The following is a 22,680-nucleotide window of genomic DNA, read 5'->3' as shown; positions in this document are numbered from 1 at the left end:
TAAATGAATACTAGCGTTATAGTAGGTTGATTTTAATGCTGCGGCTGAGTGCCACTGCCCCACTAGTTGGCGCAAGCGTAGCTGCCAGCGGCTGTAATAGCTACCGTGGGCAACTCGTGGGTGCGCTCGAAAAACTGGTAGCCAGGAGCCAGCTGCTGCCAAAATGCAAGGTGGGGGCTAGCCATACGCCGGGCCAGGTTCTCGTCCGTTAGCTCAAAGGGGAAGATGTGCACCGGTATACTTGCCTGCCCGGCGCTGCGTGCCTCCACCGCCAGCACGTACAGCTCCCGGATGCCCTCGTCGGTGATGGGCAGGCAGCCAATGGTTTCGTCGGAGCCGTGGATGAAAATATCGTTGCCGGGGTCAAGGGTACCGGCGCGCACCTGGTCGGCGACGTTGGGGTAGTCGAGGCCCAGCGAGAGGTAGTACTTGCTGTCGGGGTTAAAGCGGTTGATGGTGTAAAATCCCTCCGGAATCTGCCCGTCGCCGGCCTGGCGCTTGGGCCCCAGCGTGCCGGAGGTGCCGGCCAGCCGGAACGTGCGCAGCAGCACAAACTGCCCCTGGCCTTGGTTGCGCCCCCATACCTCCACTCGCCGGCCCACTTTAAACGCCCGCAGAAACAGCTCCAGTCGCTCGGGCACTAAGCCGTTGCGGCGCAGCTGCGCCCGCGCCGCGCCATGGTAGGCCGCGTAGGCTACCCGCACCTTAGGAAACAGCAGTTGGTTAGCCCGGAAGGCCAGATTGGGCTCGGGCGCGCGCACTGAGGAGCGCGCGGCGGCCGCTACCAGCAGCACAGCGGCCGTTAGCAATAGAAAACGCATACAAGGGAGAGAAAAGCAGCTACCTAATCGCCAGAGTAAGGTAAACGGGCCGGCCAAGCGGTTTCGTATAGAGCAGGTACTATATTCGGCAAAGGCCGTATCGGGCGGCGCGGTTTTGCGTAGGCAGGCTATGGCTCCCACTCCCGCATCCCTTTCCGGTACTTACCAGCCCGATGTATTGGGGGCGGGCTTCGAACAGCTCATCCTGCCCCAGCCCGCCGACTACGAAGGGCCCGTGCGGGCCGTGCTGATCCGGTGCCAGTCCGGCCAGGAGAGGCCCTCCATCGGCCAGGCGGTGCTGTACGTGCATGGTTTCAACGACTATTTCTTCCAGCGGGAGCTGGCCCTGGAGTGCACGGCCCACGGCTACGGCTTCTACGCCCTCGATTTGCGCAAATACGGCCGGGCCCTGCTGCCGCACCAGCAGCCTAACACGGTGCGCCACCTCAGCGAGTATTACCCCGACCTGGATGACGCCCTGGCCCAGCTGCGCCAGGAAGGCTTTGCGGAAGTAGTGCTGATGGGCCACTCCACGGGCGGGCTAATTACGGCCCTGTATGCCGCCCACCGCCAGCCGGCCCAGGTGCGGGCGGTGGTGCTGAACAGCCCATTTCTGGAGCTACACCAGTCGTGGCTGCGGCGGCACGTGACCGTGCCGGCGGCGGTGGCCGTGGGAGCGGTATGGCCTACGCTACCGTTGCCCGCCGGCCTCCCCGATACCTACGGCCAGAGCCTGCACCGCGCCTACCGGGGCCACTGGGACTACAACCTGGCCTGGAAACCCAACCACGTGTTTGCGGTGAATGCGGGCTGGCTGCGGGCCATCCGGCGGGGCCAGGCCCAGGTAAAGCGCGGCCTGCGCCTGCCACTGCCGGTTCTGGTGCTGCACTCCGACCGCACGGCCACCGGGCGGCACTGGCAGGCGGATTTTCAGCGCGCCGATATTGTACTTGATGTGGAGCACATCCGGCGGCTGGCGCCCCGCCTGGGTTCCCAGGTAACCAACCTGCCCCTGCCCGGAGCCGTGCACGACGTATTTTTGTCCGGTCCGGAAGTGCGGGCCACGGCCTACCAGCAGCTGTTTGCCTGGCTGGATGCGGTACCAGCCTTGGCTACACACTCCTTATAACCTGGCTATGCTACTCCGAATAAGCGTGGTACTGGGCTGCCTGGGGCTACTGGCCACAACCTGCCCGGCCCAGACTTCCCTGGCAGCCCTGCTCAAAGCCAGCAAGTGGCAGAAGCGCGTATTGTTGCTTTGTGCCCCCACCGCCGATGATGCCAATTTGCGCCGCCAGCAGCAACTGCTCGGGCCCGTTGTGGACGATATGAATGCCCGCGACCTGCTGGTGCGGGAAGTGCTGTTCGACCACCTCACCGACCCCGACCGGCGCTACCTGCGTGAGCAATTGGGCGTGAAAACTACCAGCTTCACGGTGCTGCTGATTGGCAAAGACGGGGGCGTGAAGCAACGCGCTGGCACGCCCCTGCCACCCGCCCGGCTTTTTACCACCATTGATGCCATGCCCATGCGCCGCCAGGAAATGCGCCGTCCTTGATGTGCAGCAAAGGCCGCTCCCTGCGTACTTTCGGCCATGAGCTTGCCCGAGTATGATGTGCTGATTATTGGAGCCGGCCCGGCTGGCACGGCCTGCGCCCTGGCGCTCGGAGGAAGTGGCCTGCGGGTGGGGCTGCTGGACAAAGCGCAATTCCCGCGCGACAAGGTGTGCGGCGACGCCATTCCGGGCCCTACGCTCAAGGCCCTGGCCCACCTCAACCCCCAGTACGCCCAGGAGCTGCGCGCCCTCACGGCCCCGCACCGCACCGATGTGGCGTGCAGCCGCCTGGTGTCGTCGGCGGGGCAGGAGGTGAGCGTAGCTTGGCAGGCTCCGGCTTTCAATAGCCCCCGGTTGCAGTTTGATGCGGCGCTGCTCACCCTGGTGCGCCGCCACACCGCCACCGAGGTACTGGAAGGCAGCACCGTAAAAACGGTAGCGGCCACCGCCAGCGGCGCCACTGTTACGCTCCATAACGGCACTCAGCTTACTGCCCACCTGTTAATCGGCTGCGACGGGGCCAACTCCGTAGTGGCGCGCCAGCTGGCCCCACACCCCCTCAACCGGCAGCGGCACTGCGCCGCCGTGCGGGCCTACTACCAGGACGTAACCGACACGCCGGATACTACCAGTGACTTCCTGTTTTTGCGGCGCTACCGGGCGGGCTACTGTTGGGTATTTCCGGTGGGCAACGGCACCTACAATGTAGGTTTTGGTATGCTGTCCTCGGATATAGCCCGCCATAAAGTAGACTTGAAGCGGGTGCTGGCCGAGTTACTGGTTACCCATCCGCACCTAGCGGCCCGCTTTCAGAACGCCCGCCAGCTAGGACTGGTGCAGGGGTTTGGGTTGCCGCTGGGGGGCTCCCGGCGGCCCCTTACTGGCCCCCGCGCCCTGCTCTGCGGAGATGCCGCCGCCCTCATCGACCCCATGCAGGGCCACGGAATTGACAAAGCCGTCATCAGCGGGTTGCTGGCCGCCGAGCACGCCCGCCGCTGCTGCGCCACTCAGGATTTCACGGCGGCGGCGCTGTTCCCGTACGAGGTGGCCGTGCAGCGGCGGCTAGGCCGGGAGCTAAGGCAGCGCTACCGCCTCATGCAGCTGCTGGCCCGGCTGCCTTGGCTGACAGAAGCGGCCTTTTGGGCAGGCCGCTGGCCCTGGCTACGGCGGCGGCTGGTGCAGGCGCTGGGGTAGGAGGAAGCAGGGAGGCTGGCGGCGGCGCGGTGGGGTAGCCACCGGGAAATACCCCTGGTGCTAAGCTTTGCTAAGCTCCGCGCTGCTGCTTGGCCTCCGCAACAAATAAGTACTTACTTTTGCGAGCCTCAGCGACTCTCCCGCCCTTATGCATCCAGATTCTACCCGCATCCGTCTTCAACCCGCCAACACGCAGCGCATCCCGTTCTGGGGCCAGCTTTTCCTGGGCCTGCTCTGGATAGCCTACACCGTGTCTCTGATTGTGACGGGCGAAGGCGCCAGCGACATGCACTTTCTGCACTATGTATTTCTGGTGTTCAGCTTAATTTACCTGGGCTACGTGCTGGTGCACAATGCACCAGTGTTCGGTACCCAGAGTTACCTGGAGTTCACGCCCGCCTACATTGTACACAAAGACGGCCTGTTCCGGCCCAAGCAGGCATTCCCCGCCGAAAATATTGCGGGTCTGGAGCTGGCACCCCAGCAGCTGCGCGTGCAGCTCAAAGAAGGTGGCAACTACTCCCTGAGCCTGCGCCAGGTAAAAGGCACCAAGCGCAAGCGCATGCTGCGTGAGCAGGTGCGCAGCTTCGCCGCCAAGCATAACTTACCCCTGCGCGACGCTCAGTAAGTATCAACCTCCTCTCCAAAAAGGCCACGGGCCGCAACTACCACAGTTGCGGCCCGTGGCCTTTTCATGTAAAGCGCAGCGTGTTTACTTGCCCGCAAACTTCTTGCGCAGCTCCACAATCGTGCTGCGGAACGACTTGTCGGAGTCAATCAGGTCGGAAACGGTTTGCACCGAGTGAATTACCGTGCTATGGTCGCGGCCCCCGAAATGGTGGCCGATGCTTTTAAGCGAGTGAGTAGTGTGCTCCTTGGCGAAATACATGGCCACCTGCCGGGCCGTTACCACTTCCTTCTTGCGCGTTTTGGCCTTGAGCAAATCCAGAGACACGCCAAAGTACTCGGCGCAGGTTTTCTGAATGAAGTCGAGGTTAACCTCAGCCTCCACCTCCTCAATAATGTGCCGCAACGCCTGCTTGGCCATTTCCAGGTCAATTTCGCGGCGGTTGAGGCTACTTTGGGCTACCAGGGAAATCAGCACCCCTTCCAGCTCGCGCACGTTGGTATTCACCGAGTGGGCCAGGTACTCCACCACCTGCGGCGGAATATCAATGCCATCCTGCTGCATCTTGTTCTGGATGATGGCCATGCGCGTCTCGAAGTCGGGGCTCTGCAAGTCGGCCGTGAGGCCCCACTTAAAGCGCGAGAGTAGCCGGTCTTCCAGCCCCACCAAATCACGCGGGGGGCGGTCCGAAGTCATCACAATCTGCTTGCCCGCCTGGTGCAGGTGGTTGAAGATGTGGAAGAACATTTCCTGGGTCTTGTCCTTGCCCGAGAGGAACTGCACGTCGTCCAGAATCAGGATATCCACCAGCAGGTAGAAGTTGGCAAAGTCCTGTACCTGGTTGGAGCGCAGGCTTTCGATGAACTGGTTGGTGAACTTCTCGGCCGACACGTAGAGCACGAACTTCTCGGTGTTGGTGGCCTTGATGTGGTTGCCGATGGCCTGCACCAGGTGGGTCTTGCCCAGGCCCACACCCCCGTAAATCATGAGCGGATTGAAGCTGGTGGTACCGGGCTTGTTGGCCACGGCCAACCCCGCCGAGCGGGAAAGGCGGTTGCAGTCACCCTCGATGTAATTTTCGAAGGTATACGTGGTATTCAACTGCGACTTCAGGTAGTCGCGCTCAATGGTTTTGCTGGCCTCGAAGGGGTTACGCAGGGTGGGGGGGGCCGGAGCGGGCGCCACCGAGGCCGCCGCCACGTTGCGGGCCGACGCCGTCATGGCGCTGCTGGCCATGGCCGTGGCCGCCGGCGTAGCAGAAGCCGCCGGCCCCGCCGATTTGCGGGCCGTGGGCAGGTTGAGCGTCCGGGGTTTCTGCTGAGCGTTGCCCTGATCTACCACAATGCTGTACTCCAGGCGGCCATCGGGGCCCAGCTCCTGGTGAATAGCGCGCTTCAATTCTTCTACGTAGTGCTCCTCCAGAAACTCGTAGAAATAGGTGCTCGGCACCTGAATCAGCAGAATGTTATTATGGAGCTGCACCGGCACAATGGGTTGAAACCACGTCCGGAAACTCTGCTCACCAATCGTTGCCTTGATGACACGCAGACAGTTGGCCCATACGGTACGACAATCCTTGAGCATCAATGAGATAGGGCAGGAGCAACGGGTGTGCAGGTGAGAAAAATAACGGGCCAGCCAAGGGCCCCGAGGGGGCTATTTTTTCTAGGGGGAGACAAAAATGTGGAAAACTCCTCAGACAAAAAAAACTTCTAAGCCTTGGATTTTTCGCGCTTTTACCACTTGCCTCATTCCCTAACAGACGGGTTAGCCTAACGCAGGCCACCCCCCGGCGGTATACGGAACGCCCGAAAAAAGACGACCTCTATCCGCGCAAAACCGCGCCGGTTCGGCAGGTTTCCCGGCCAAACCAGCGCGGTTTTACCGCCCGGTAGCTGCGCCTTACGCCTGCCGGATGGGTACCACGGCCGACGCGGCCACCGTGGGCCGGCGGGTGCCGTGCTCAAACGAATAGTCGAGGCGGCCGAGGTTGATGCCCGACCAGCCCACCTGGTTTACCAGCGTAGCCTGGCCGTTGGGGCTGGCAATGGGCTCGGGCTGCTCCAGGAAGGTGTGGGTGTGCCCACCCAAAATCAGGTCGATGCCGCTGACCTGCGCCGCCAGCTTCCGGTCGTCAAGTTTGCTGCTCTCGTACTTGTAGCCCAGGTGGGACAGGCAGATAACCAGGTCGCACCGCTCAGCTCCGCGCAGCTTGGTAACCATGTCCTTGGCTACGGCCACGGGGTCGAGGTACTTGGTGGCGCCAAAGTTTTTATCGGCTACCAGCCCGGCCATTTCAATGCCCAGCCCAAACACGCCAATGCGCACGCCCTGCTTCTCAAACACCTTATACGGCTGAAACTTGCCGGCCAGAATGGTACCCGTGAAGTCGTAGTTGGCAATCAGGAAGGGAAAAGTGGCGTGGGGCAGTTGCTTCTGCAGGCCTTCCAGGCCGTTATCGAAGTCGTGGTTGCCGAGGGTGCTGGCGTCGTAGGCCATCTGGCTCATGAGCTTGTACTCCAACTCGCCCTGGAAGAAGTTAAAGTAGGGCGTGCCCTGCCAGATGTCGCCGGAATCCAGCAGCAACACATTGGGCTCCTGCTTCCGAATCTGCTCAATAAGCGTAGCGCGTCGGGCCATACCACCCATGCCGGCCCACTGGGCGGCATTATCGGGGAAGGGCTCGATGCGGGAGTGCATGTCGTTGGTGTGCAGAATGGTCAAGCGCACGGCCTTTTTGTCGGCGGCAGCGGCCGGCAGCGCGGCGGCGCCTAGCAGGCCCAGGGAAGCGGCCCCCAGGCCGGAGTATTTCAGAAATTCGCGACGGTCCACGTTGGTAATGTGCTGAATGTGGTGGAATGAGAGAAATGTGGGAAATAGGATGGGGGACTAAGCGACGACGTGACAGCGAAATTTCATTCTGCACATTCTGCCTCATTCCCCGCACATTTCTCACATTAAAACTTCACCCGGCCTTCTACTTTGGCCTCAATGGGTTTGCCCTGCTTGGTTTGCTCCTGGATATATTCGGCAATGGCGGAGCGCAGCAGCACGCCGGTACCCCGGGGCTTGATGGGCTTGAAAAACACCATATTGTCGCCGCCGCCGGCCAGATAGTCGGATATGGCCACGGTGTAGGTACGGCTGGCATCAAACGGCTGCCCGTTGATGAGGATGTCTTGGGGCTTGCCATCGGCGGCCACGGTGTAAGTAGCGCCCGAAACGGCCATTTTGATGCGGGCCGCGTAGGTAAACAGCTGCTGCACCACGGCCCCGGAGGCATCCAGCACCACCAGCTCGTTCTCGAAGGGCATTAGCTCAAACACCGAGCCCATGGTCACGGCTCCGGCCGGAATAGGGGCCCGCAGTCCGCCGTTCGACATCACGCCCAACTCCACGGGCTTACCCAGCTCCCGGCTGGCGCGCACCCGTTGGATGTCGGCCACAAAATTGGACAGCGGCGACTCCCCGCTGTTTTTGGTGAGGGCCACCGGAGCCTGGCCGATGACGGCCGTCATTTGGTCGGTTACACGTTGGCGGTAGGGGGCAATGGTAGCGGCGGCCTGAGCATTTTCGGGCAGGGCTTTGCCAACGGGCTGGGCCGTAACGGGGGCCAGCTGCGTCTTGGGCAGGTAAGCACCACGCTGACAGGCGGGAGCCAGGGCTACCGTGGCCAGCAGGCCCAACGCCGCTACCCGGGAACGAATAAACTGCATGAGTTCAGGAAAAGAAGGAAGGCAAAGCGCAAAGATACAGCCGCCCGCCGGGAGTTGGCATACAGGGCATCCCTACCCCGCAGGCCCAACAGAAAGCCGGCCGCTCTACTCCCTCAGAGTACAGCGGCCGGCTTAGCAAAGGATGCAGGCGAAGTTCTGACTTAACGGCCGAAGGTGAAGGCAGTCAGGACGCTCCACTTGGTATGCCCGCCCAGGATGTTGTTTTCCTGCGACAGTTTGCCCAGCCACGTCAGCCGGCCTTCCAGTTGCACCCGGCCCAGCGAGCCTGCCGGTATCGATACGCCGCCGGCACCTACTCCGCCTAAGGAGAAGGTTTGCAGGCTGAACTCATTCCGGTTAGCCACCGAACTATTGGGCAGATAATAGTTGCGGTACGATTCCCGCCCAAAGTTGAGAGCTGCTACCGGGCCGGCCTGCAAGTACGGCCGAATGGTGCCCCGGGAGAGGTCGGCGCGGAGCAGGAAAGGTATCTGCACCGTCTGAAACCGGGCATATACATCCTCGCGCGAAGTCTGGCCCTGAAAAATGCCGCCGGATTCTACCACTATCTGCTGGCTGAGCAGAGTACGCGCATAGAGGGCCTGCAGGTGGAAGGACAAGCGAGGGTTGAAAAACTCCGGATTGAATTGCAGGCCCGCTCCCACCTCTACATGTGCATCGGAAGAAAAAGCCGGGTTGCCAGCGTACGTAATGCGGGCAATGCTGCCTCCCACCAGAATTTCTGGGCGCACTCGCTTGTAGCTGTCCTCGGTGACGGCGACGCGCACGGGCTGCTGGTCGCAGGTGTTATACACGGTAAAGAGCTTGACCAGGGAAACCCGGTTGAGCGCCGTTTTGGAAATCAGGGACTGTGCCGGGTAGCAGCCATCCATCAGGTTCACAAGGATGGGCTGAAACAGCGGAAACCGTTTTTTAACCCGTACCTCCCGCTGCTGCCGGTTATCATACTCCACTTCCACCGTATCCCGCTGGGTAAGCAGAATGAGGGTCGCATCGGCTGGTTTGGTGGTGTAGTACTGCATATCCTGCTCGGGCAAGGATAATGAGTACAGGCTCAGGCGGCCGGGATATAACAATTGGGCAAACACGGGCTTGCCCGTGCTCAACTGCCGGCTCACATATTGCCGCCGGGGCGAGGACACACCGTAGCCTTTCAATTGATCGGGGGTGTACTCAGTAGGAGCCGTGCTGGCTGCCGGCCGGAACCGGCACATTAGGCTGTTTTGAACTTCGCCGCGCACATCCACCTCGCCCCGTAGCGTATCGCTGGCCGTGGTAACCACGTAACCCGGAGTAAAGCCGCTTTGCGCCTGGGCCGCCGTTACCAATCCGGCGGTTATCAAGGAAAGAAGTATTCGTTTGAGCATACTAATAAGGTAAAAAAGCCAGCTACTTACTTGAAGCTGGTCAGCAAAGCTAGGGCTGCTTCCGTAATAAACAGTGCCAATCCGGTATCTTTAGCCCGCCCCGCCGGGGCTTGTTCCACCCATCCCACCCGCTGCCGTATGGCCGATTTGCCGCGCCCCGCACCCGTTTCGTTTTCTGAGTTTGACGCCGTGTCCACCGCCCAGTGGCAGGAGCGCATTACCCGCGACCTGAAGGGCAAAGACCCCGCTACCTTGGTTTGGGCCACGCCGGATGGTTTTCCGGTGCAGCCGTTTTACCACCAGGAGGCCCTGGCTGCGCTGGGGGGCGCCCCGCTTCCCCAGGCCCTGTCCGCTGGCCGCTGGCGCAACGTGCCTACTTACTCGGTGGCTACTCTGGAGCGGGGGCATAACGCCATAGAGCGGGCCGCCGAAGCGCTGAAACGGGGGGCTGACGGCGCGCATTTCGTGCTGGGGCTGGCTGAGGGCTTCGACACGGAACACCTGCAGCAGCGCCTGCCCCTGGCCGATATCTACGTGGGCTATACCGTGCGCAACGGCGCGGCCGGCTTGGTGCAGCGCCTGGCCGCCGCGGGTAGCGCCCCGCGCGGCTTTTTGGTGTCTGACCCTATTACCCGCCATGCTGCCAACATGGCGGCGCAGCTGGAAGAGCTACGTACTGCGGTGCAAACGGCCCGCAGCTGGCCCGAGTTTAGGGCGCTGGGGCTGGATGTGGCCTACTACGGTAACCGGGGCGCTACTGCCACCCAGCAAATTGCCTTTGCCCTGAGCACGGCCGCCGCCTACCTGAGCGAACTGCCCACCGCCGACCTGCCGGTAGCCGCCGTGGCCGCGGCCCTGCACCTGCACGTGGCGGTGGGGCCCAACTACTTTTTCGAAATGGCCAAGCTGCGGGCCCTGCGCCGGTTGTGGGCCACGCTGCTGCACGCCTACGGGCTGCCGGCCGAAGCTGCCCAGCAGCTCACCATTTTCGCCAGTACTGCCACTTGGAGCCAGACCACCCTCGATCCGCACACCAACCTGCTGCGCACCACTACCGAGGCCATGAGTGCTGTAATGGGCGGCGCCGATGCCGTAAGCGTAGGCACCTTCGATAGCCTGTTTCACGCCCCCAATGAGTTTGCCGAGCGCCTGGCCCGCAACCTGCCGGTGCTGCTGCGTGAAGAAGCCTACCTCGACCGGGTGCAGGACCCCGCCGCCGGTTCTTACTACGTGGAAACCCTCACCGACCAGCTGGCCCAGGAGGCTTGGGCGCTGTTCCAGAAAATTCAGAACCAGGGTGGACTACCCGCCGCCACGGGGTTTGTACTCCAGGAGATGCACGCTTCGGCCCAGGCCCAGTTCCGGCGCATTGCCACCGGCGAGCAGGTAGTGGTGGGCACCAACAAATTTCAGAACCCGCAGGAAACCTTCGACTACAACCCCAAACGCCTGCTGCGCAGCCGGGACTTCGACAGCACCCGCGCTACTTACCCCGCCGAGGTACTGCGGCTGGCTACCGCCCTGCACTTTGAGCGCCGGGAGAAAAAGAAAAAACGGGCGGCATTGGTACTGCTGGGTGCCCACACCAACCAGACCATTCTGGAATCGTTTCTGCTGACCTTGCCGGAGGCCGACCGGGGTGAGCTGCACAAATCCCGCCCCGAGGGTACGCTGTCGGTGCTATTTTCTTCCCCGGAGGAAGCTACGCTGATGTACGCCACCCCCGAGCAATTCGGGCGCCTGGCCCGGGCCATTAGCCACGTGCCCATCGACGAGCCCAACTTCATCCCACCCGCTCTGCTCACTGCTGATCTGGCCACCATGCAGGAAGCCACCCAACTTTTCGGCCTCAAGGAGTTCAGCGTGCACGGCTATTCTACTGAGGACGTGCTGGCCCGTCTGCAGGGAAAAAAGTAACAGGGTGACAGGTAACAGGTGAAAAGTAACACATCATGGCAACTGAGCGGCGTAGTAAGCCACATTATAAGCTGGAATGCTGGCGGTTGGCTTTCGAATTTGTTCCTTTTGCTTACGATCTGGCACGTCATTTTCCGGCAGAAGAGCGCTACGAACTGGCTTCTCAATTGCGCCGGGCAGCCACTTCCGTTACGCTGAATATTGCCGAAGGAGCTGGCCGAAATTCTGCGGCTGAGTTCACACGCTTTTTGTTCATTGCTCGCGGCTCCGTTACTGAAATCGATACAATTATGCTTCTTGCTGAACGCCTGGGCTATATTTCATCCACCCAAGCTGACCAGGCAATAGCCACCCTGGACCGTATTGCAGGCTTACTTACGGGCTTGATAAGAAGTATACAGCCTAAACTCTAATCTGCTATCCACATCTATCACCTGTTACTTCTCACCTGTAACCTGTCACCCCACCACCCATGAAGCCCGACTTCTCTACTATAGCTTACGACGCGGCCCAACTGCCCGCGCCAACCACCGAGCCCACCGAAACCAGTACGCCCGAGGGCATTGCCCTGAAGCAGTTCTACACGGCCCAGGATGTGCAGCACCTCACGCACCTGGGCTTTGGGGCCGGGCAGGCTCCGTATCTGCGCGGGCCTTATGCTACCATGTACGTGCAGAACCCCTGGACCATTCGGCAGTACGCGGGTTTCAGCACGGCCGAGGAAAGCAACGCCTTTTACCGCCGCAACCTGGCGGGCGGGCAGAAGGGTCTTTCGGTAGCATTTGACCTGGCTACGCACCGGGGCTACGACTCCGACCACCCCCGCGTGGTGGGCGACGTGGGCAAGGCCGGCGTGGCCATCGACTCGGTGGAGGACATGAAAGTGCTCTTCGACCAGATTCCTCTGGATCAGATGTCGGTGTCGATGACCATGAACGGGGCGGTGCTGCCGATTCTGGCCTTCTACATTGTGGCGGCCGAGGAGCAGGGCGTGAGCCCCGATAAGCTGGCGGGCACCATTCAGAACGACATTCTGAAGGAGTTCATGGTGCGTAACACCTACATCTACCCGCCCCAGCCGAGTATGCGCATCATTGCGGATATCTTCAGCTTCACGGCGCAGAAGATGCCCAAGTTTAACAGCATCAGCATCTCGGGCTACCACATGCAGGAGGCCGGGGCCACCGCCGACCTGGAGCTGGCCTACACCCTGGCCGACGGGCTGGAATACGTGCGGGCGGGCCTGGCCGCGGGCATGAAGATTGACGATTTCGCGCCCCGCCTGTCGTTTTTCTGGGCCATTGGCATGAACCACTTCATGGAAATTGCCAAAATGCGGGCCGGCCGTTTGCTCTGGGCCAAGCTCATCCAGCAGTTCAACCCCCAGAACCCCAAAAGCCTGGCCCTGCGCACGCACTGCCAGACTTCGGGCTACTCACTCACCGAGCAGGACCCCTTCAACAACGTGGCCCGCACGGCCATTGAGGCCATGGCGGCGGCCCTGGGCGGCACCCAAAGCCTGCACACCAACGCCCTCGACGAGGCCATTGCCCTGCCCACCGACTTCTCGGCCCGCATTGCCCGCAACACCCAGCTCTACATCCAGCACGAGACGGACATTACCCGCGTGGTAGACCCCTGGGGCGGCTCCTACTACGTGGAAACCCTCACCCACGAGCTGGCCGACAAAGCCTGGGCCCTGATTCAGGAAGTGGAAGAGCTGGGCGGCATGGCTAAGGCCATTGAAACCGGCCTGCCCAAAATGCGCATCGAGGAAGCCGCGGCCCGCAAGCAGGCCCGCATCGACTCGGGCAAGGAAACGGTGGTGGGCGTGAACAAGTACCGCGTAAACGAGGCCACCGATATTGAGGTGCTCGACATCGACAACGCCGCCGTGCGCGAGTCGCAAATCACCCGCCTGAACACCATTAAAGCATCCCGCGACACGGCCGCCGTGCAGCAGGCCCTGGATGCCCTCACGGAAGCCGCCCGCACCGGCAACGAGAACCTGCTGGCCCTGGCCGTAGATGCGGCCCGCCTGCGCGCTACGCTGGGCGAAATTTCGGATGCGCTGGAGAAAGTGTACGGCCGCCACCAGGCCACCATTCGGGCTATTTCGGGCGTGTATTCCCAGGAAATGAACTACGACGAGGCGTTTGCCAAGGCCCGCCAGCTGGCCGATGAGTTTGCCCAGCGCGAAGGCCGCCGCCCCCGCATGATGGTAGCCAAAATGGGCCAGGACGGCCACGACCGGGGCTCCAAGGTAATTGCCACCAGCTTCGCCGACGTGGGCTTCGATGTGGACATTGCGCCCCTGTTCCAGACGCCCGCCGAAGTAGCCCGCCAGGCCGCCGAGAACGACGTGCACGTGGTGGGCGTGAGCAGCCTCGCCGCCGGCCACAAAACCCTGATTCCGCAGCTACTCCAGGAGCTGCAGCAGCTCGGCCGCGAGGATATCCTCGTCATTGCCGGTGGCGTCATCCCCGCCCAGGACTACCAGTTCCTCTACGATGCCGGCGTGGCCGGCGTGTACGGCCCCGGGACAGTCATTGCCATAGCCGCCCAGGAGATTTTGGGGAAGTTGGGCGAGTAGATAGATAATATTTGATCTTAAGAATACTGTAGATTCTGATATACTAATGGAAACATTTCTAATAATCATCAATATTATATTACTGTCAATCACTCTATTTTTGATAACCAATTGGATAGGTGCGCACTCACTCTCTTATGGATATATAAGCATGACTTTGTTTGTACAGCGAGATAACTCTCCTGCTTACAATATAATATTTCGCATATTAAGTCCAGTAATATTTATTATCATAGTATCAAGCATATACTATTTTGCAGGAATGGACGAAATAGTAAAAAATATATGGTTTATTACTCCTGTTTATCTATTAATAAGATTTATGGTTAATATTTTTTTAAACAAATGGCTTCTCTTAGATAAAAAAAGGGAGGTTATTATATCTATAATATCAATAGGTATAAGCTACATAGTATATAAAAAGTTTATAATTCTAAAAAATAACTTGTTGCCTGATCCTGCTAATTTGACTGGTGAGTTATGGATAATCATTATTCTGTATCTCTACAGTACTTTTAATAACATTGATGTAGGAACGTCCGGATCAGAAAAAAGAAGAGATATTTATTATTCTAAATATTATAACATGTTTAAAGAACAGTACCATGATATAATTTCGTCATCTAATCCATCACCAATACTAGAGTCTCTTATATATTCAGTACTGATGTATGAAAATTTTAATCGTCCACCTTTAATAAGATTTTTTGAAAGGAAAGTATTTCCTCGATACAGCAAAACCCTTGGTATAATGCAGGTTAAAACCAAAAAAAATATAAATGATAGGGAAAGTGTAGTATTAGGATCAAATAAGATTATAAGGTCATATAATAAACAGTTGCCAATATCTATAGAAAAAGAAAAAGAATCAATTGAAAATCCTGAAAATCATAAGTCATTGATAGGTATTAACCTGCGGGCTTCTTATGGCGTAATAATAGAAGCACTAAAAGACTACAACAAAGACGATAACTATATCCAGGGAGTAATGGAGCTACAAGAAATATTAGTGAAAAAGTTTTATCCAAATGTTGACATTATTTGGTGATATAACGCTGATTGTCAAATATTAGAATCATATGCGCATTCACGACATCGACCAGGAAGACGCCGACATTGATTACTTCGCCACCGATGCGGCCGGGCACATTGTGCACGTTGCGTCCGGGGGTGGGGTGCTGCCGGAATCGGTGGCGGCGGGTGAGGTGGCGCTGCTGGAGCTGCACCAGTATTTCCTGACGCGGCCGGAAACCGATTCGGCGGTGGCGGCCGCGCCGGCTTTGGCCCAGGACGGGGCCTACCCGGGAGCCGCCCGCTACGCCCGGCGCGGGCTGTTCTCCTTCGCCAAAACCCGCCTGCATGAGCGCGCCGATACCCGCTACTACGCGGTGGCCCGCCCCCTGCAGCCCCTCACCCTGGCCGAGCTACCGCCGCCGCTGGCGGAGCTGCTGCGCCGCACCCAGCTGCCCGGCTCCGCGGCCGAGCTGGAAACGCTGGACATAGCCGGTATTGCCTGAAACAGAAACCGGCCCGCTGCTGCAGCGAGCCGATTTTGTGTTCAGGCAATAATAAAACGGTCATGCTGAGCGAAGTCGAAGCATCTCTACCGCTTCGCCCACACGTTAGGAGTTAGCCAGAGGTAGAGATGCTTCGACTTCGCTCAGCATGACCGTTTTATTATTGCCTCACGTTCCGTTCTTATTCCCACCACCGCAGCTGCGGCAGGGGCTGGCCTAACGTAACGGGCTGGCCCAACTCGGGGGTGGTGATGGGCAGCTGGTGCAGGGCCGCGGCGGCCGTGGCGCGGCGCACGGGCTCGTTCCAGGCGTGGTGGGCTTCGGTGAAAGCGCCCCAGTGCACCGGCTGCAGGGCGCGGGCCCGCACATCCAGCGCGGCCTGCACGCTTTGCTCGGGCAGCATATGAATTTGGGCCCAGCTGGCGTCGTACTGCCCGCACTCCATCAGGGCCAAATCAAAGGGGCCGTGCTGGCGGCCGATTTGCTGGAAATGCTGGCCGTAGCCTCCGTCGCCGCTGTAGAACACGCGGTGAGTGGGCGTTTTCAGCACCCAGGAACTCCAAGAGGTGGAGTTACGGTTGGTAAGGCCCCGGCCCGAGAAGTGTCGGGCTGGCGTGCTGATGATGGTGAGGCCCGGCAGCTGCACCGAGTCCTGCCAGTCTAGCTCCTGTATTTTTTCGGGGGCCACGCCCCAGGCTAGCAGGTGCGCCCCCACGCCCAGCGGCACCAAGAAGCGGGCCGCTTTGTCCTTGAGCTTCCGGATGGTCTGGTAGTCGAGGTGGTCGTAGTGGTCGTGGGAGATGAGCACGGCATCAATGGCCGGGACCTGCTCGGCGGTAATGGCCAAGCTGGGGTTGTAGCGCTTGGGCGTTACGAGGGGCAGCGGCCCCATCTTCACGCTCAGCATGGGGTCGAGGAGGACGTTTTTGCCCCCGATTTCCACCAAGCTGGCCGAGTGTCCAAACCACGTGACGCGCACCAACTCGGGCGTTTTGCGGATGATGCTACTGGAATCGAGCGGTTGGGTAGGCAGCGGTGCCGCCGGCGCGGCGTTGGGCACTTTGGTAAACAGGAAGCGCCAGAGCACCGAAAACGTGCTGCCGCCAGTCATGACTTCCGTGGGCTCTAGGTTTTGAAACTCCCCATCCATGTAGCGGCCGGTGCGGGCGTAGGCGGCTTTTTGGGCCTTAGTGGGTTTGCCGCCCAGCTCGGGGCTGAGGTTGGCGAAGGCCACGCCGGCTACTACTAATACGGCCAGCAGCACCAGGGCCAGACGGCCGGTTATTTTCAGAAATCTGCGCATCAATTCGAGCTATAATCACCAGCCTGCGAGGCGGGTGTACAAGTAGTCGGATTGATACGGGAAATATTGCACCGGCGCCGCCTGCGCCAACAGGCCGGCCCGGTCCGGCGGCTGCAAGCCGTCGGGCCGGTCGTCGTCCGATTCAGCCGCATGACATTACCACAACGTCAGCTCACGACAACCGGCCCGACGGCTTGCAGCCGCCGAACCGGGCCGCAACATACCTGCCCTGCCCGGTTTCCCAGGCAGGGCAGTTGCATTTGGTAGCCAGCAAGCTACTTCTTAGCCCCGGCCGTTGAAGTCGCGGCGCTCGGAACCTCCGCGGCGCTGGTCGCCCTGGCGGCTTTGCATCTGGCGCATCCGCTCCTGGCGCTTGGCTTCAAACTGGGCGTACTGCTTCTTGGACAGCACATCTTTCAGCTTTTTGTCGGTGCTCTCGTGGATGCGCTTGAACTCGTCGCGCTGCTGGCTACGGTCCTGGCCCGACTGGCCGCGCAGGGCCATTTGCTGCTGTTGCTCCCGGAAGATTTTCTCTACTTTGGATTTCTGCTTGCTGCTCAGGTCCAGCTCCTTGGCCATAGCATCAAGGCGCTGCTGGCGGCGCTGGCCGTCTTGGCGCGGACCTTTGCGGCCCTGACGGCCGTCTTTATGGTGGCGGTCATCCTGGCGCTGCTCCTGGCCAAACGAGGCGGAAGCGGCCAGGGAAGGCTCGGCAGCGGAGGCAATCAGACCGAGAAGCAGGGCGAGGCTCAACAATTGCTTTTTCATGGGTGCTTGAAATGAAGGTGAAAGTCGAAGGGAAGTGAGTATCAGAACTGTGCGTTCTTGTCTGCCTGTATTCAAACCCAGTGCCGACCTGCCCGCCAAAAAACCAATACTTCAGCAAGCCCGCAGAAAAACCGACCAACCGCCCTTTTCCTTCGCCCACGCCCATCAGCTCTGTGTTGCTAGGTTGGAGCAATAGCTGGGACGGGGGCAGAAACGGAAAGGCCGCTACCTTTCCCACCTCAAATGCACCTGTTCATTGCCTACTGTATGCCTGCTACCACCCGTATTCAGCTGTTGGGCCACGCCAGCTTCCGCATCACCACACCCGAGAGCCGCATTATTCTGCTGGACCCCTGGCTGAGCAACAACCCCTTCGTACCGGAACAATTGCGCCAGCCCGAGCGCGCCGACCTCATCCTGCTCACCCACGGCCACGACGACCATATGGACGCCGAGCTACCGGCTTTGTTGGTCCAAACTGGAGCAAAGGTTGCGGCGCCCGCGCCCGTGCGCTTCTACCTGCAGGAGCAAGGGGTACCAGCCGCCCAGTGCGAAGCCATGAACGTGGGCGGGAGCATTGACGTGCTGGACGTGCGCCTAACCATGACGGTAGCCCACCACGCCGCCCACGTCGACCGCCCCGACGGTACCACCAGCCATCAGCACGAGGGCGTCGGCTTTATCCTACGCTTCTCGGATGGCACGGTGCTGTACGCCGCCGGCGACACGGCCTTGTTCGGGGATATGCGCCTGCTGGCTGAACTGCACCAGCCCACCCTAGCCCTGCTGCCCATCGGCGACCGGTACACGATGGGGCCGCTGGAGGCCGCCCACGCCGTGCGGCTGCTGGGAGTGCGCCACGTGGTGCCGTTTCATTACGGCACGTTCCCCTCATTGGTGGGCACGCCCGAGCAGCTGCGGCAGCACCTGGGCCCAGATCAAGCGGTGACGATACACGCCCTGCAGCCCGGCGAAACGCTAACTCTAAGTGAGCTAGCGTAAAAGGCTATCGAAACTTATGAACGGCGTAGAGACGCATGCTTGCCTCTCATCCTCCGGACCGTACGCCGACTGTTCAACGACGAGACGGAAGTATGCGTCTCTACACCGTTTAGGAATCCGCTATCAGGGCTCGGCGGCGAGCGGGCGACTTGCGTATAGCGAAGCCACACCCACTTGATTTCAACTATGACTGCCGATACTTTCTCCACCGGCCCGGCCGGCGTGTACGCCCACATTGAGCACCAAGGCCAGCGGGTTACCGTTGTGAAGCTGCAGGAGGCCTTCCTCACCGAGGCCAGTACGTTAGAATCCCAACTCCGCTCCGCGCTCGGGCTTGCGGCTCACGAGCTACTGCTGGTGCTGCCCACGGAAGGCGCACCGTTACTCGGCCAGGGCCCAGCCGAGCAAATCTACAATGACTTCCTATCCACGAATACTGCCGCCGTGGTGGAACAACGCTGGCTACCCCTGGAAAAGCGGTAACCAGAGCGGATACAGAAACACGTCATTCCGGGCGAAGCCGAGGAGCCTCGCGTGCCAACGTCAGGGGTAATGTCCCAACATCAGTACGCGAGATTCCTCGGCTTCGCTCGGAATGACGGTCTGCATTCAGTAGAGCCAGTTACTCCTGCGGCAATATTTCTAAAGCAGTTTCATTGCCTTGCTGAATGGCCAGGTCGCGGGCGGAGAGGCCGCGCACGTCGCGCAGGGAAGTATCGGCGCCGGCGTTCAGCAACAGGGGCACAATGTTGTGGCGGCCGAACAGGGTGGCAAACATGAGAGCCGTACCGTCGTTGCCGTTGCGGGCGTTCAAGTCGGCACCGTTGTCGATGAGGAGCTGGGCAATTTCGGGGTAGCCCTTGAAGGCCACGCCCATCAGGGCGGTGTTGCCGCTGGCGTCGTGCACGTCGGGGTTGGCGCCGGCTTCCAGCAGCAGGCGGGTGGCGTCGAGGTGGTTGTCGTAGGCGGCCAGAATGAGGGCCGTGAAGCCGCGTCCGTCCTGGGCGTTTACGTCCACGCCCTCCTGGAGCAGGCGTTGCAGGGTGGCCACGTCGCCCTGGCGGGCTGCGTTAAAAAAAAGGTCTTCGGGGCGGGAAGAGGTAAAATCCATGAGCAGATTGGTTGGAGAAAACGGGGTAGCCGCTATGCGTAGCCAGCCTGGGCAGTACGCAGCCGGCCCGAAATGGATAGCCTGGCAGACAAAATAGCGGCCGTGAGGTTATACAACTTCATTCCTTCCATTCAGGTTATTTTTCCATGGATTTACAGCTCACCAATAAAACCGCCCTGGTTACGGGCTCCACGGCTGGAATCGGCCTGGCCATTGCCCGCCGCCTGGCTGCCGAAGGTGCCGAGGTTATCCTGACCGGCCGCACCGAAGTGCGCATCAACGAAGCCCGAACGGCTATTCTGCAGGAAACCCCCAATGCCAAGCTGCGCGGCGTGCCCGTCGATTTTGGCCGGGCCGAGCAGGTGCAGTATCTGCTGAATGAAGTGCCCACGGTGGATATTCTGGTGAACAACGTGGGCATCTTCGAGCCCAAACCCTTCGCCGACATTACGGACGAGGACTGGCTGCACTTCTTTGAAGTGAACGTGCTGAGCGGGGTGCGCCTCTCGCGCCAGTATTTCCCGCAGATGCTGGAAAAGAAATGGGGCCGCATCCTGTTCATCTCCAGCGAATCGGGCCTGCAGATTCCGCAGGAAATGATTCACTATGGCACCACCAAAACGGCCCAGCTGGCCGTGGCCCGCGGCCTGGCCGAACTCACGGCCGGCACTGAGGTAACCGTCAACTCGGTGCTGCCCGGCCCCACGGCCTCCGAAGGCGTGGAGGAGTTTCTGCAGAAGCTGGCCGGCGACGGCAAAACCCGGGAGGAGGCCGAGCACGAGTTCTTCCGCGACGCCCGGCCCTCGTCCTTGCTCAAGCGCTTCATCACCCCCGAAGAAATTGCCAACATGGTAGCCTACCTCGCCAGCCCGCTGGCCGTGGCTACCAACGGAGCTTCTGTACGGGTAGATGGAGGCGTAATCCGCAGCATCGGTTAATCAACGCACCACATAGCTACAGAAACAGCCCCTGGAGCAACGACTGAGTCGTTGCTCCAGGGGCTGTTTCTGTAGCTATGTGGCTGGTTACTTCAGCTTGGCCGAAGCCAGCTCCATCTCCGGCACGGCCTTCAGCAGCACCGAAATAGGGCAGTTTTCCTTGGCTTTCTCGGCGTACTGCTGGAATTCTTCCTGCGAAATGCCCTCTACTTCGCCTTCGGTAGTAAGGCTGATTTTGACCACTTTCGGCACGTCGCCGGAGGTATCCAATGTTACTTTTGATTCGGTGTGAAGCTGCTTTACCTGCTTGCCGTCTTTGCTCAGGATGCTGTTCAGGAACATGGTGTAGCAGCCGGCGTGGGCGGCCCCAATCAGCTCCTCGGGGTTTGTGCCTTTCTGGCCCTCAAACCGCGCCCCTACCGAGTAGGGGGCTTTTACGGTGCCGCTCTGGGTGGAAATTTCGCCGCTGCCTTTAATGTCGCCGTTCCAAACGGCCGTGCCACGTTGGTTGATCATGGGAGATGGTGAAGTTGTGAAGGGTGAAGTTGTGAAGGCAATACGCAAGACGGGCGGTAAAAGATGAGCTTGACCGGCTGGCAAAAAATGGCCGGAAGTGTACCTTTGAATGGTGCCTGATGAGAAGATGCTGTTATTCTTTTCACAATTTCACCTTTCACAACTTCGCCATCCATGGGCCTGAAATCAACCCTCAGCCGACCTTTGGCCGCCTACATTGCCCGGCAGTACGCCCACTGGCAGCACGACCCTATTGGCACCCAGCAACGGGTGCTGCGCGAGTTGCTAGAGAAGGGAGCCAGCACGGCTTTCGGGCAGGCCCACCACTTGGGCAGCGTGCGTACAGCCCAGGATTTTGCCTGGCAAATTCCCGTGCGCGACTATGAGGCGCTGAAGCCCTGGTTTGAGCGGGTGAAGCAGGGAGAAACCAACGTGCTCTGGCCCGGCAAGCCTTTGTACCTGGCCAAAACCTCCGGCACTACCAGCGGGGCCAAGTACATCCCGCTAACCAAGGACAGTATTCCCAACCACATCAATGGGGCCCGGGACGCCCTGCTCCACTATGTGCACCGCACCGGCAATAGTCGGTTTCTGGATGGCAAGCTGATGTTTCTGTCGGGTAGCCCGGAGCTGGAAACGGTGGGCGGCATCCATACCGGCCGGCTCTCGGGCATCGTGAACCACCACGTACCGGCCTACCTGCGCCGCAACCAACTGCCCAGCTACGCCACCAACATCATCGACGACTGGGAAACTAAGCTTGACCGGATTGTGGACGAAACCCTGAACCAGCCCATGACGCTGATTTCGGGGATTCCGCCCTGGGTGCAGATGTACTTCGACCGGATTGTGGAGCGTACCGGGCGGCCGGTGGGGGAGGTGTTCCCGGGGTTCGACCTGTTTGTGTACGGGGGCGTCAACTTTGAGCCCTACCGCAAAAAACTGCTGGAAACCATCGGCCGGCCCGTGGACAGCGTGGAGCTGTTTCCGGCCTCCGAGGGATTCTTGGCTTTCCAGGATGAGCCCGGCAACCCCGGCCTGCTGCTGCTCCTGGACGCGGGTATCTACTACGAATTTGTGCCGGCCGAACGGTTCTTCGAGAAGAACCCGCCCCGCTGTACCCTGGCCGAAGTGGAGCTGGACCGCCAATACGCGGTGGTGCTCAGCAGCAACGCCGGCCTCTGGGGCTACTCTCTCGGCGATACGGTGCGCTTCGTGAGTAAATATCCGTTCCGGGTAGTGGTTACGGGCCGCATCAAGCACTTCCTCTCCGCTTTCGGGGAGCATGTAATCGGGGAAGAAGTGGAGCAAACCCTGCGCGAAGCCATGCGCCAGCACCCCGAGGCGGAAGTAGTGGAATTCACCGTGGCTCCTCAGGTTAGCGACGACCCCGCCGTGCCCTCCCGCCACCAGTGGTTAGTGGAATTCGCCCGCCCGCCCCATAATACCGCTGCCTTTGCCGCCGCCCTGGACGCGGGCCTGCGCCAACGCAATGTGTACTACGACGACCTGCTGCGCGGCCACATTCTGGCCCCGTTGCAGCTTACTGCGCTACCACCCGGAGCATTCCAACGCTACATGAAAAGCCAGGGCAAGCTTGGTGGCCAGAACAAAGTGCCCCGCCTCAGCAACGACCGGACGCTGGCCGAGGGATTGTTAGGTAGTTGATTCATGAATCAGATAAATAGTGTCATATCAGTGGGAGTGAGTGT

The 22,680-nt window shown here is 60.1% G+C and carries 22 protein-coding genes; 13 read left to right on the top strand and 9 right to left on the bottom strand.

Translation table 11 applies throughout. From position 1 onward, the window contains the following. Nucleotides 1-62 precede the first annotated feature (62 nt). Entirely contained in the window at nt 63-821 is a 759-nt protein-coding gene (locus ABIB60_RS09440; RefSeq protein ID WP_354579418.1) for a L,D-transpeptidase family protein, read from the bottom strand. Nucleotides 822-951: 130 nt separating this feature from the next. Between ABIB60_RS09440 and ABIB60_RS09435 the strand changes: the two genes are divergently transcribed. The 4 genes from ABIB60_RS09435 to ABIB60_RS09420 all read left to right on the top strand — a co-directional run bounded on the left by ABIB60_RS09435 (nt 952) and on the right by ABIB60_RS09420 (nt 4,199). Next, complete coding sequence (locus tag ABIB60_RS09435; protein WP_354579416.1) at nt 952-1,950, top strand: alpha/beta hydrolase; 999 nt, start codon at nt 952-954, stop codon at nt 1,948-1,950. Nucleotides 1,951-1,957: 7 nt separating this feature from the next. Beyond that, on the top strand, nt 1,958-2,380 hold the full coding sequence (locus ABIB60_RS09430) for a DUF4174 domain-containing protein (RefSeq protein ID WP_354579414.1): 423 nt from the start codon (nt 1,958-1,960) through the stop codon (nt 2,378-2,380). A gap of 36 nt (nt 2,381-2,416) precedes the next feature. Continuing rightward, nucleotides 2,417-3,571: an NAD(P)/FAD-dependent oxidoreductase gene (locus ABIB60_RS09425; RefSeq protein WP_354579412.1), complete on the top strand. Its 1,155-nt coding sequence runs from the start codon at nt 2,417-2,419 to the stop codon at nt 3,569-3,571. A 148-nt stretch (nt 3,572-3,719) separates the two neighbouring features. Beyond that, a complete protein-coding gene (locus tag ABIB60_RS09420) occupies nt 3,720-4,199 on the top strand; it encodes a hypothetical protein (RefSeq protein WP_354579410.1) in 480 nt (159 codons plus the stop codon). 84 nt (nt 4,200-4,283) lie between these two features. Here the strand turns inward: ABIB60_RS09420 and dnaA are convergent, their stop codons facing one another. The 4 genes from dnaA to ABIB60_RS09400 all read right to left on the bottom strand — a co-directional run bounded on the left by dnaA (nt 4,284) and on the right by ABIB60_RS09400 (nt 9,303). Further along, nucleotides 4,284-5,783, bottom strand: coding sequence for a chromosomal replication initiator protein DnaA (gene dnaA, locus ABIB60_RS09415; RefSeq protein ID WP_354579409.1), 1,500 nt, complete (start codon nt 5,781-5,783; stop codon nt 4,284-4,286). Nucleotides 5,784-6,101: 318 nt separating this feature from the next. Further along, nucleotides 6,102-7,031 carry a bifunctional metallophosphatase/5'-nucleotidase gene (locus tag ABIB60_RS09410; protein WP_354579407.1) on the bottom strand — a complete coding sequence of 310 codons (930 nt, stop codon included), beginning with the start codon at nt 7,029-7,031 and terminating at the stop codon, nt 6,102-6,104. Between the two features lie 125 nt (nt 7,032-7,156). After that, the gene (locus ABIB60_RS09405) at nt 7,157-7,915 is read right to left on the bottom strand and encodes a 5'-nucleotidase C-terminal domain-containing protein (protein WP_354579406.1); all 759 of its coding nucleotides are present in this window, start codon (nt 7,913-7,915) and stop codon (nt 7,157-7,159) included. A 161-nt stretch (nt 7,916-8,076) separates the two neighbouring features. Further along, the gene (locus ABIB60_RS09400; RefSeq protein WP_354579404.1) at nt 8,077-9,303 is read right to left on the bottom strand and encodes a porin family protein; all 1,227 of its coding nucleotides are present in this window, start codon (nt 9,301-9,303) and stop codon (nt 8,077-8,079) included. A gap of 138 nt (nt 9,304-9,441) precedes the next feature. On the opposite strand from ABIB60_RS09400, the gene ABIB60_RS09395 reads away from it, so the two are divergent. The 5 genes from ABIB60_RS09395 (at nt 9,442) to ABIB60_RS09375 (ending at nt 15,330) form a co-directional block, all read left to right on the top strand. Next, entirely contained in the window at nt 9,442-11,220 is a 1,779-nt protein-coding gene (locus ABIB60_RS09395) for a methylmalonyl-CoA mutase family protein (protein WP_354579403.1), read from the top strand. Nucleotides 11,221-11,255: 35 nt separating this feature from the next. Then, nucleotides 11,256-11,633: a four helix bundle protein gene (locus ABIB60_RS09390; RefSeq protein ID WP_354579402.1), complete on the top strand. Its 378-nt coding sequence runs from the start codon at nt 11,256-11,258 to the stop codon at nt 11,631-11,633. 59 nt (nt 11,634-11,692) lie between these two features. Further along, nucleotides 11,693-13,813 carry a methylmalonyl-CoA mutase gene (gene scpA / locus ABIB60_RS09385; protein WP_354579400.1) on the top strand — a complete coding sequence of 707 codons (2,121 nt, stop codon included), beginning with the start codon at nt 11,693-11,695 and terminating at the stop codon, nt 13,811-13,813. A gap of 262 nt (nt 13,814-14,075) precedes the next feature. Next, complete coding sequence (locus tag ABIB60_RS09380; protein ID WP_354579398.1) at nt 14,076-14,861, top strand: hypothetical protein; 786 nt, start codon at nt 14,076-14,078, stop codon at nt 14,859-14,861. 31 nt (nt 14,862-14,892) lie between these two features. Beyond that, nucleotides 14,893-15,330, top strand: coding sequence for a hypothetical protein (locus tag ABIB60_RS09375; RefSeq protein ID WP_354579396.1), 438 nt, complete (start codon nt 14,893-14,895; stop codon nt 15,328-15,330). A 181-nt stretch (nt 15,331-15,511) separates the two neighbouring features. Here the strand turns inward: ABIB60_RS09375 and ABIB60_RS09370 are convergent, their stop codons facing one another. Both ABIB60_RS09370 and ABIB60_RS09365 read right to left on the bottom strand, forming a co-directional pair. Further along, on the bottom strand, nt 15,512-16,633 hold the full coding sequence (locus ABIB60_RS09370) for an MBL fold metallo-hydrolase (RefSeq protein WP_354579395.1): 1,122 nt from the start codon (nt 16,631-16,633) through the stop codon (nt 15,512-15,514). Nucleotides 16,634-16,915: 282 nt separating this feature from the next. Then, nucleotides 16,916-17,401, bottom strand: a complete 486-nt coding sequence (locus tag ABIB60_RS09365) for a DUF4890 domain-containing protein (protein ID WP_354579393.1) — start codon at nt 17,399-17,401, stop codon at nt 16,916-16,918. A 267-nt stretch (nt 17,402-17,668) separates the two neighbouring features. Here ABIB60_RS09365 and ABIB60_RS09360 point away from each other — a divergent pair, with 267 nt between their 5' ends. After that, a complete protein-coding gene (locus tag ABIB60_RS09360; protein ID WP_354579391.1) occupies nt 17,669-18,403 on the top strand; it encodes a metal-dependent hydrolase in 735 nt (244 codons plus the stop codon). A gap of 186 nt (nt 18,404-18,589) precedes the next feature. Beyond that, nucleotides 18,590-18,886 carry a hypothetical protein gene (locus tag ABIB60_RS09355; protein ID WP_354579389.1) on the top strand — a complete coding sequence of 99 codons (297 nt, stop codon included), beginning with the start codon at nt 18,590-18,592 and terminating at the stop codon, nt 18,884-18,886. Nucleotides 18,887-19,025: 139 nt separating this feature from the next. Here ABIB60_RS09355 and ABIB60_RS09350 read toward each other — a convergent pair whose 3' ends face one another. Beyond that, nucleotides 19,026-19,514: an ankyrin repeat domain-containing protein gene (locus ABIB60_RS09350; RefSeq protein WP_354579387.1), complete on the bottom strand. Its 489-nt coding sequence runs from the start codon at nt 19,512-19,514 to the stop codon at nt 19,026-19,028. A gap of 146 nt (nt 19,515-19,660) precedes the next feature. On the opposite strand from ABIB60_RS09350, the gene ABIB60_RS09345 reads away from it, so the two are divergent. Further along, nucleotides 19,661-20,452 carry an SDR family NAD(P)-dependent oxidoreductase gene (locus ABIB60_RS09345; protein WP_354579385.1) on the top strand — a complete coding sequence of 264 codons (792 nt, stop codon included), beginning with the start codon at nt 19,661-19,663 and terminating at the stop codon, nt 20,450-20,452. A gap of 87 nt (nt 20,453-20,539) precedes the next feature. On the opposite strand, the gene ABIB60_RS09340 is transcribed toward ABIB60_RS09345, so the two are convergent. Then, nucleotides 20,540-20,968 (bottom strand): OsmC family peroxiredoxin, encoded by a 429-nt coding sequence (locus ABIB60_RS09340; protein ID WP_354579383.1) that lies wholly within the window; start codon nt 20,966-20,968, stop codon nt 20,540-20,542. A gap of 174 nt (nt 20,969-21,142) precedes the next feature. Here ABIB60_RS09340 and ABIB60_RS09335 point away from each other — a divergent pair, with 174 nt between their 5' ends. Further along, nucleotides 21,143-22,636: a GH3 auxin-responsive promoter family protein gene (locus tag ABIB60_RS09335; RefSeq protein ID WP_354579382.1), complete on the top strand. Its 1,494-nt coding sequence runs from the start codon at nt 21,143-21,145 to the stop codon at nt 22,634-22,636. Nucleotides 22,637-22,680 lie beyond the last annotated feature (44 nt).

It is taken from the genome of Hymenobacter sp. UYP22 (assembly GCF_040547285.1).
Lineage (GTDB): Bacteria > Bacteroidota > Bacteroidia > Cytophagales > Hymenobacteraceae > Hymenobacter.
Note: the sequence above shows the minus strand (reverse complement) of the source record. Positions and strands in the feature narration are given on the sequence as shown.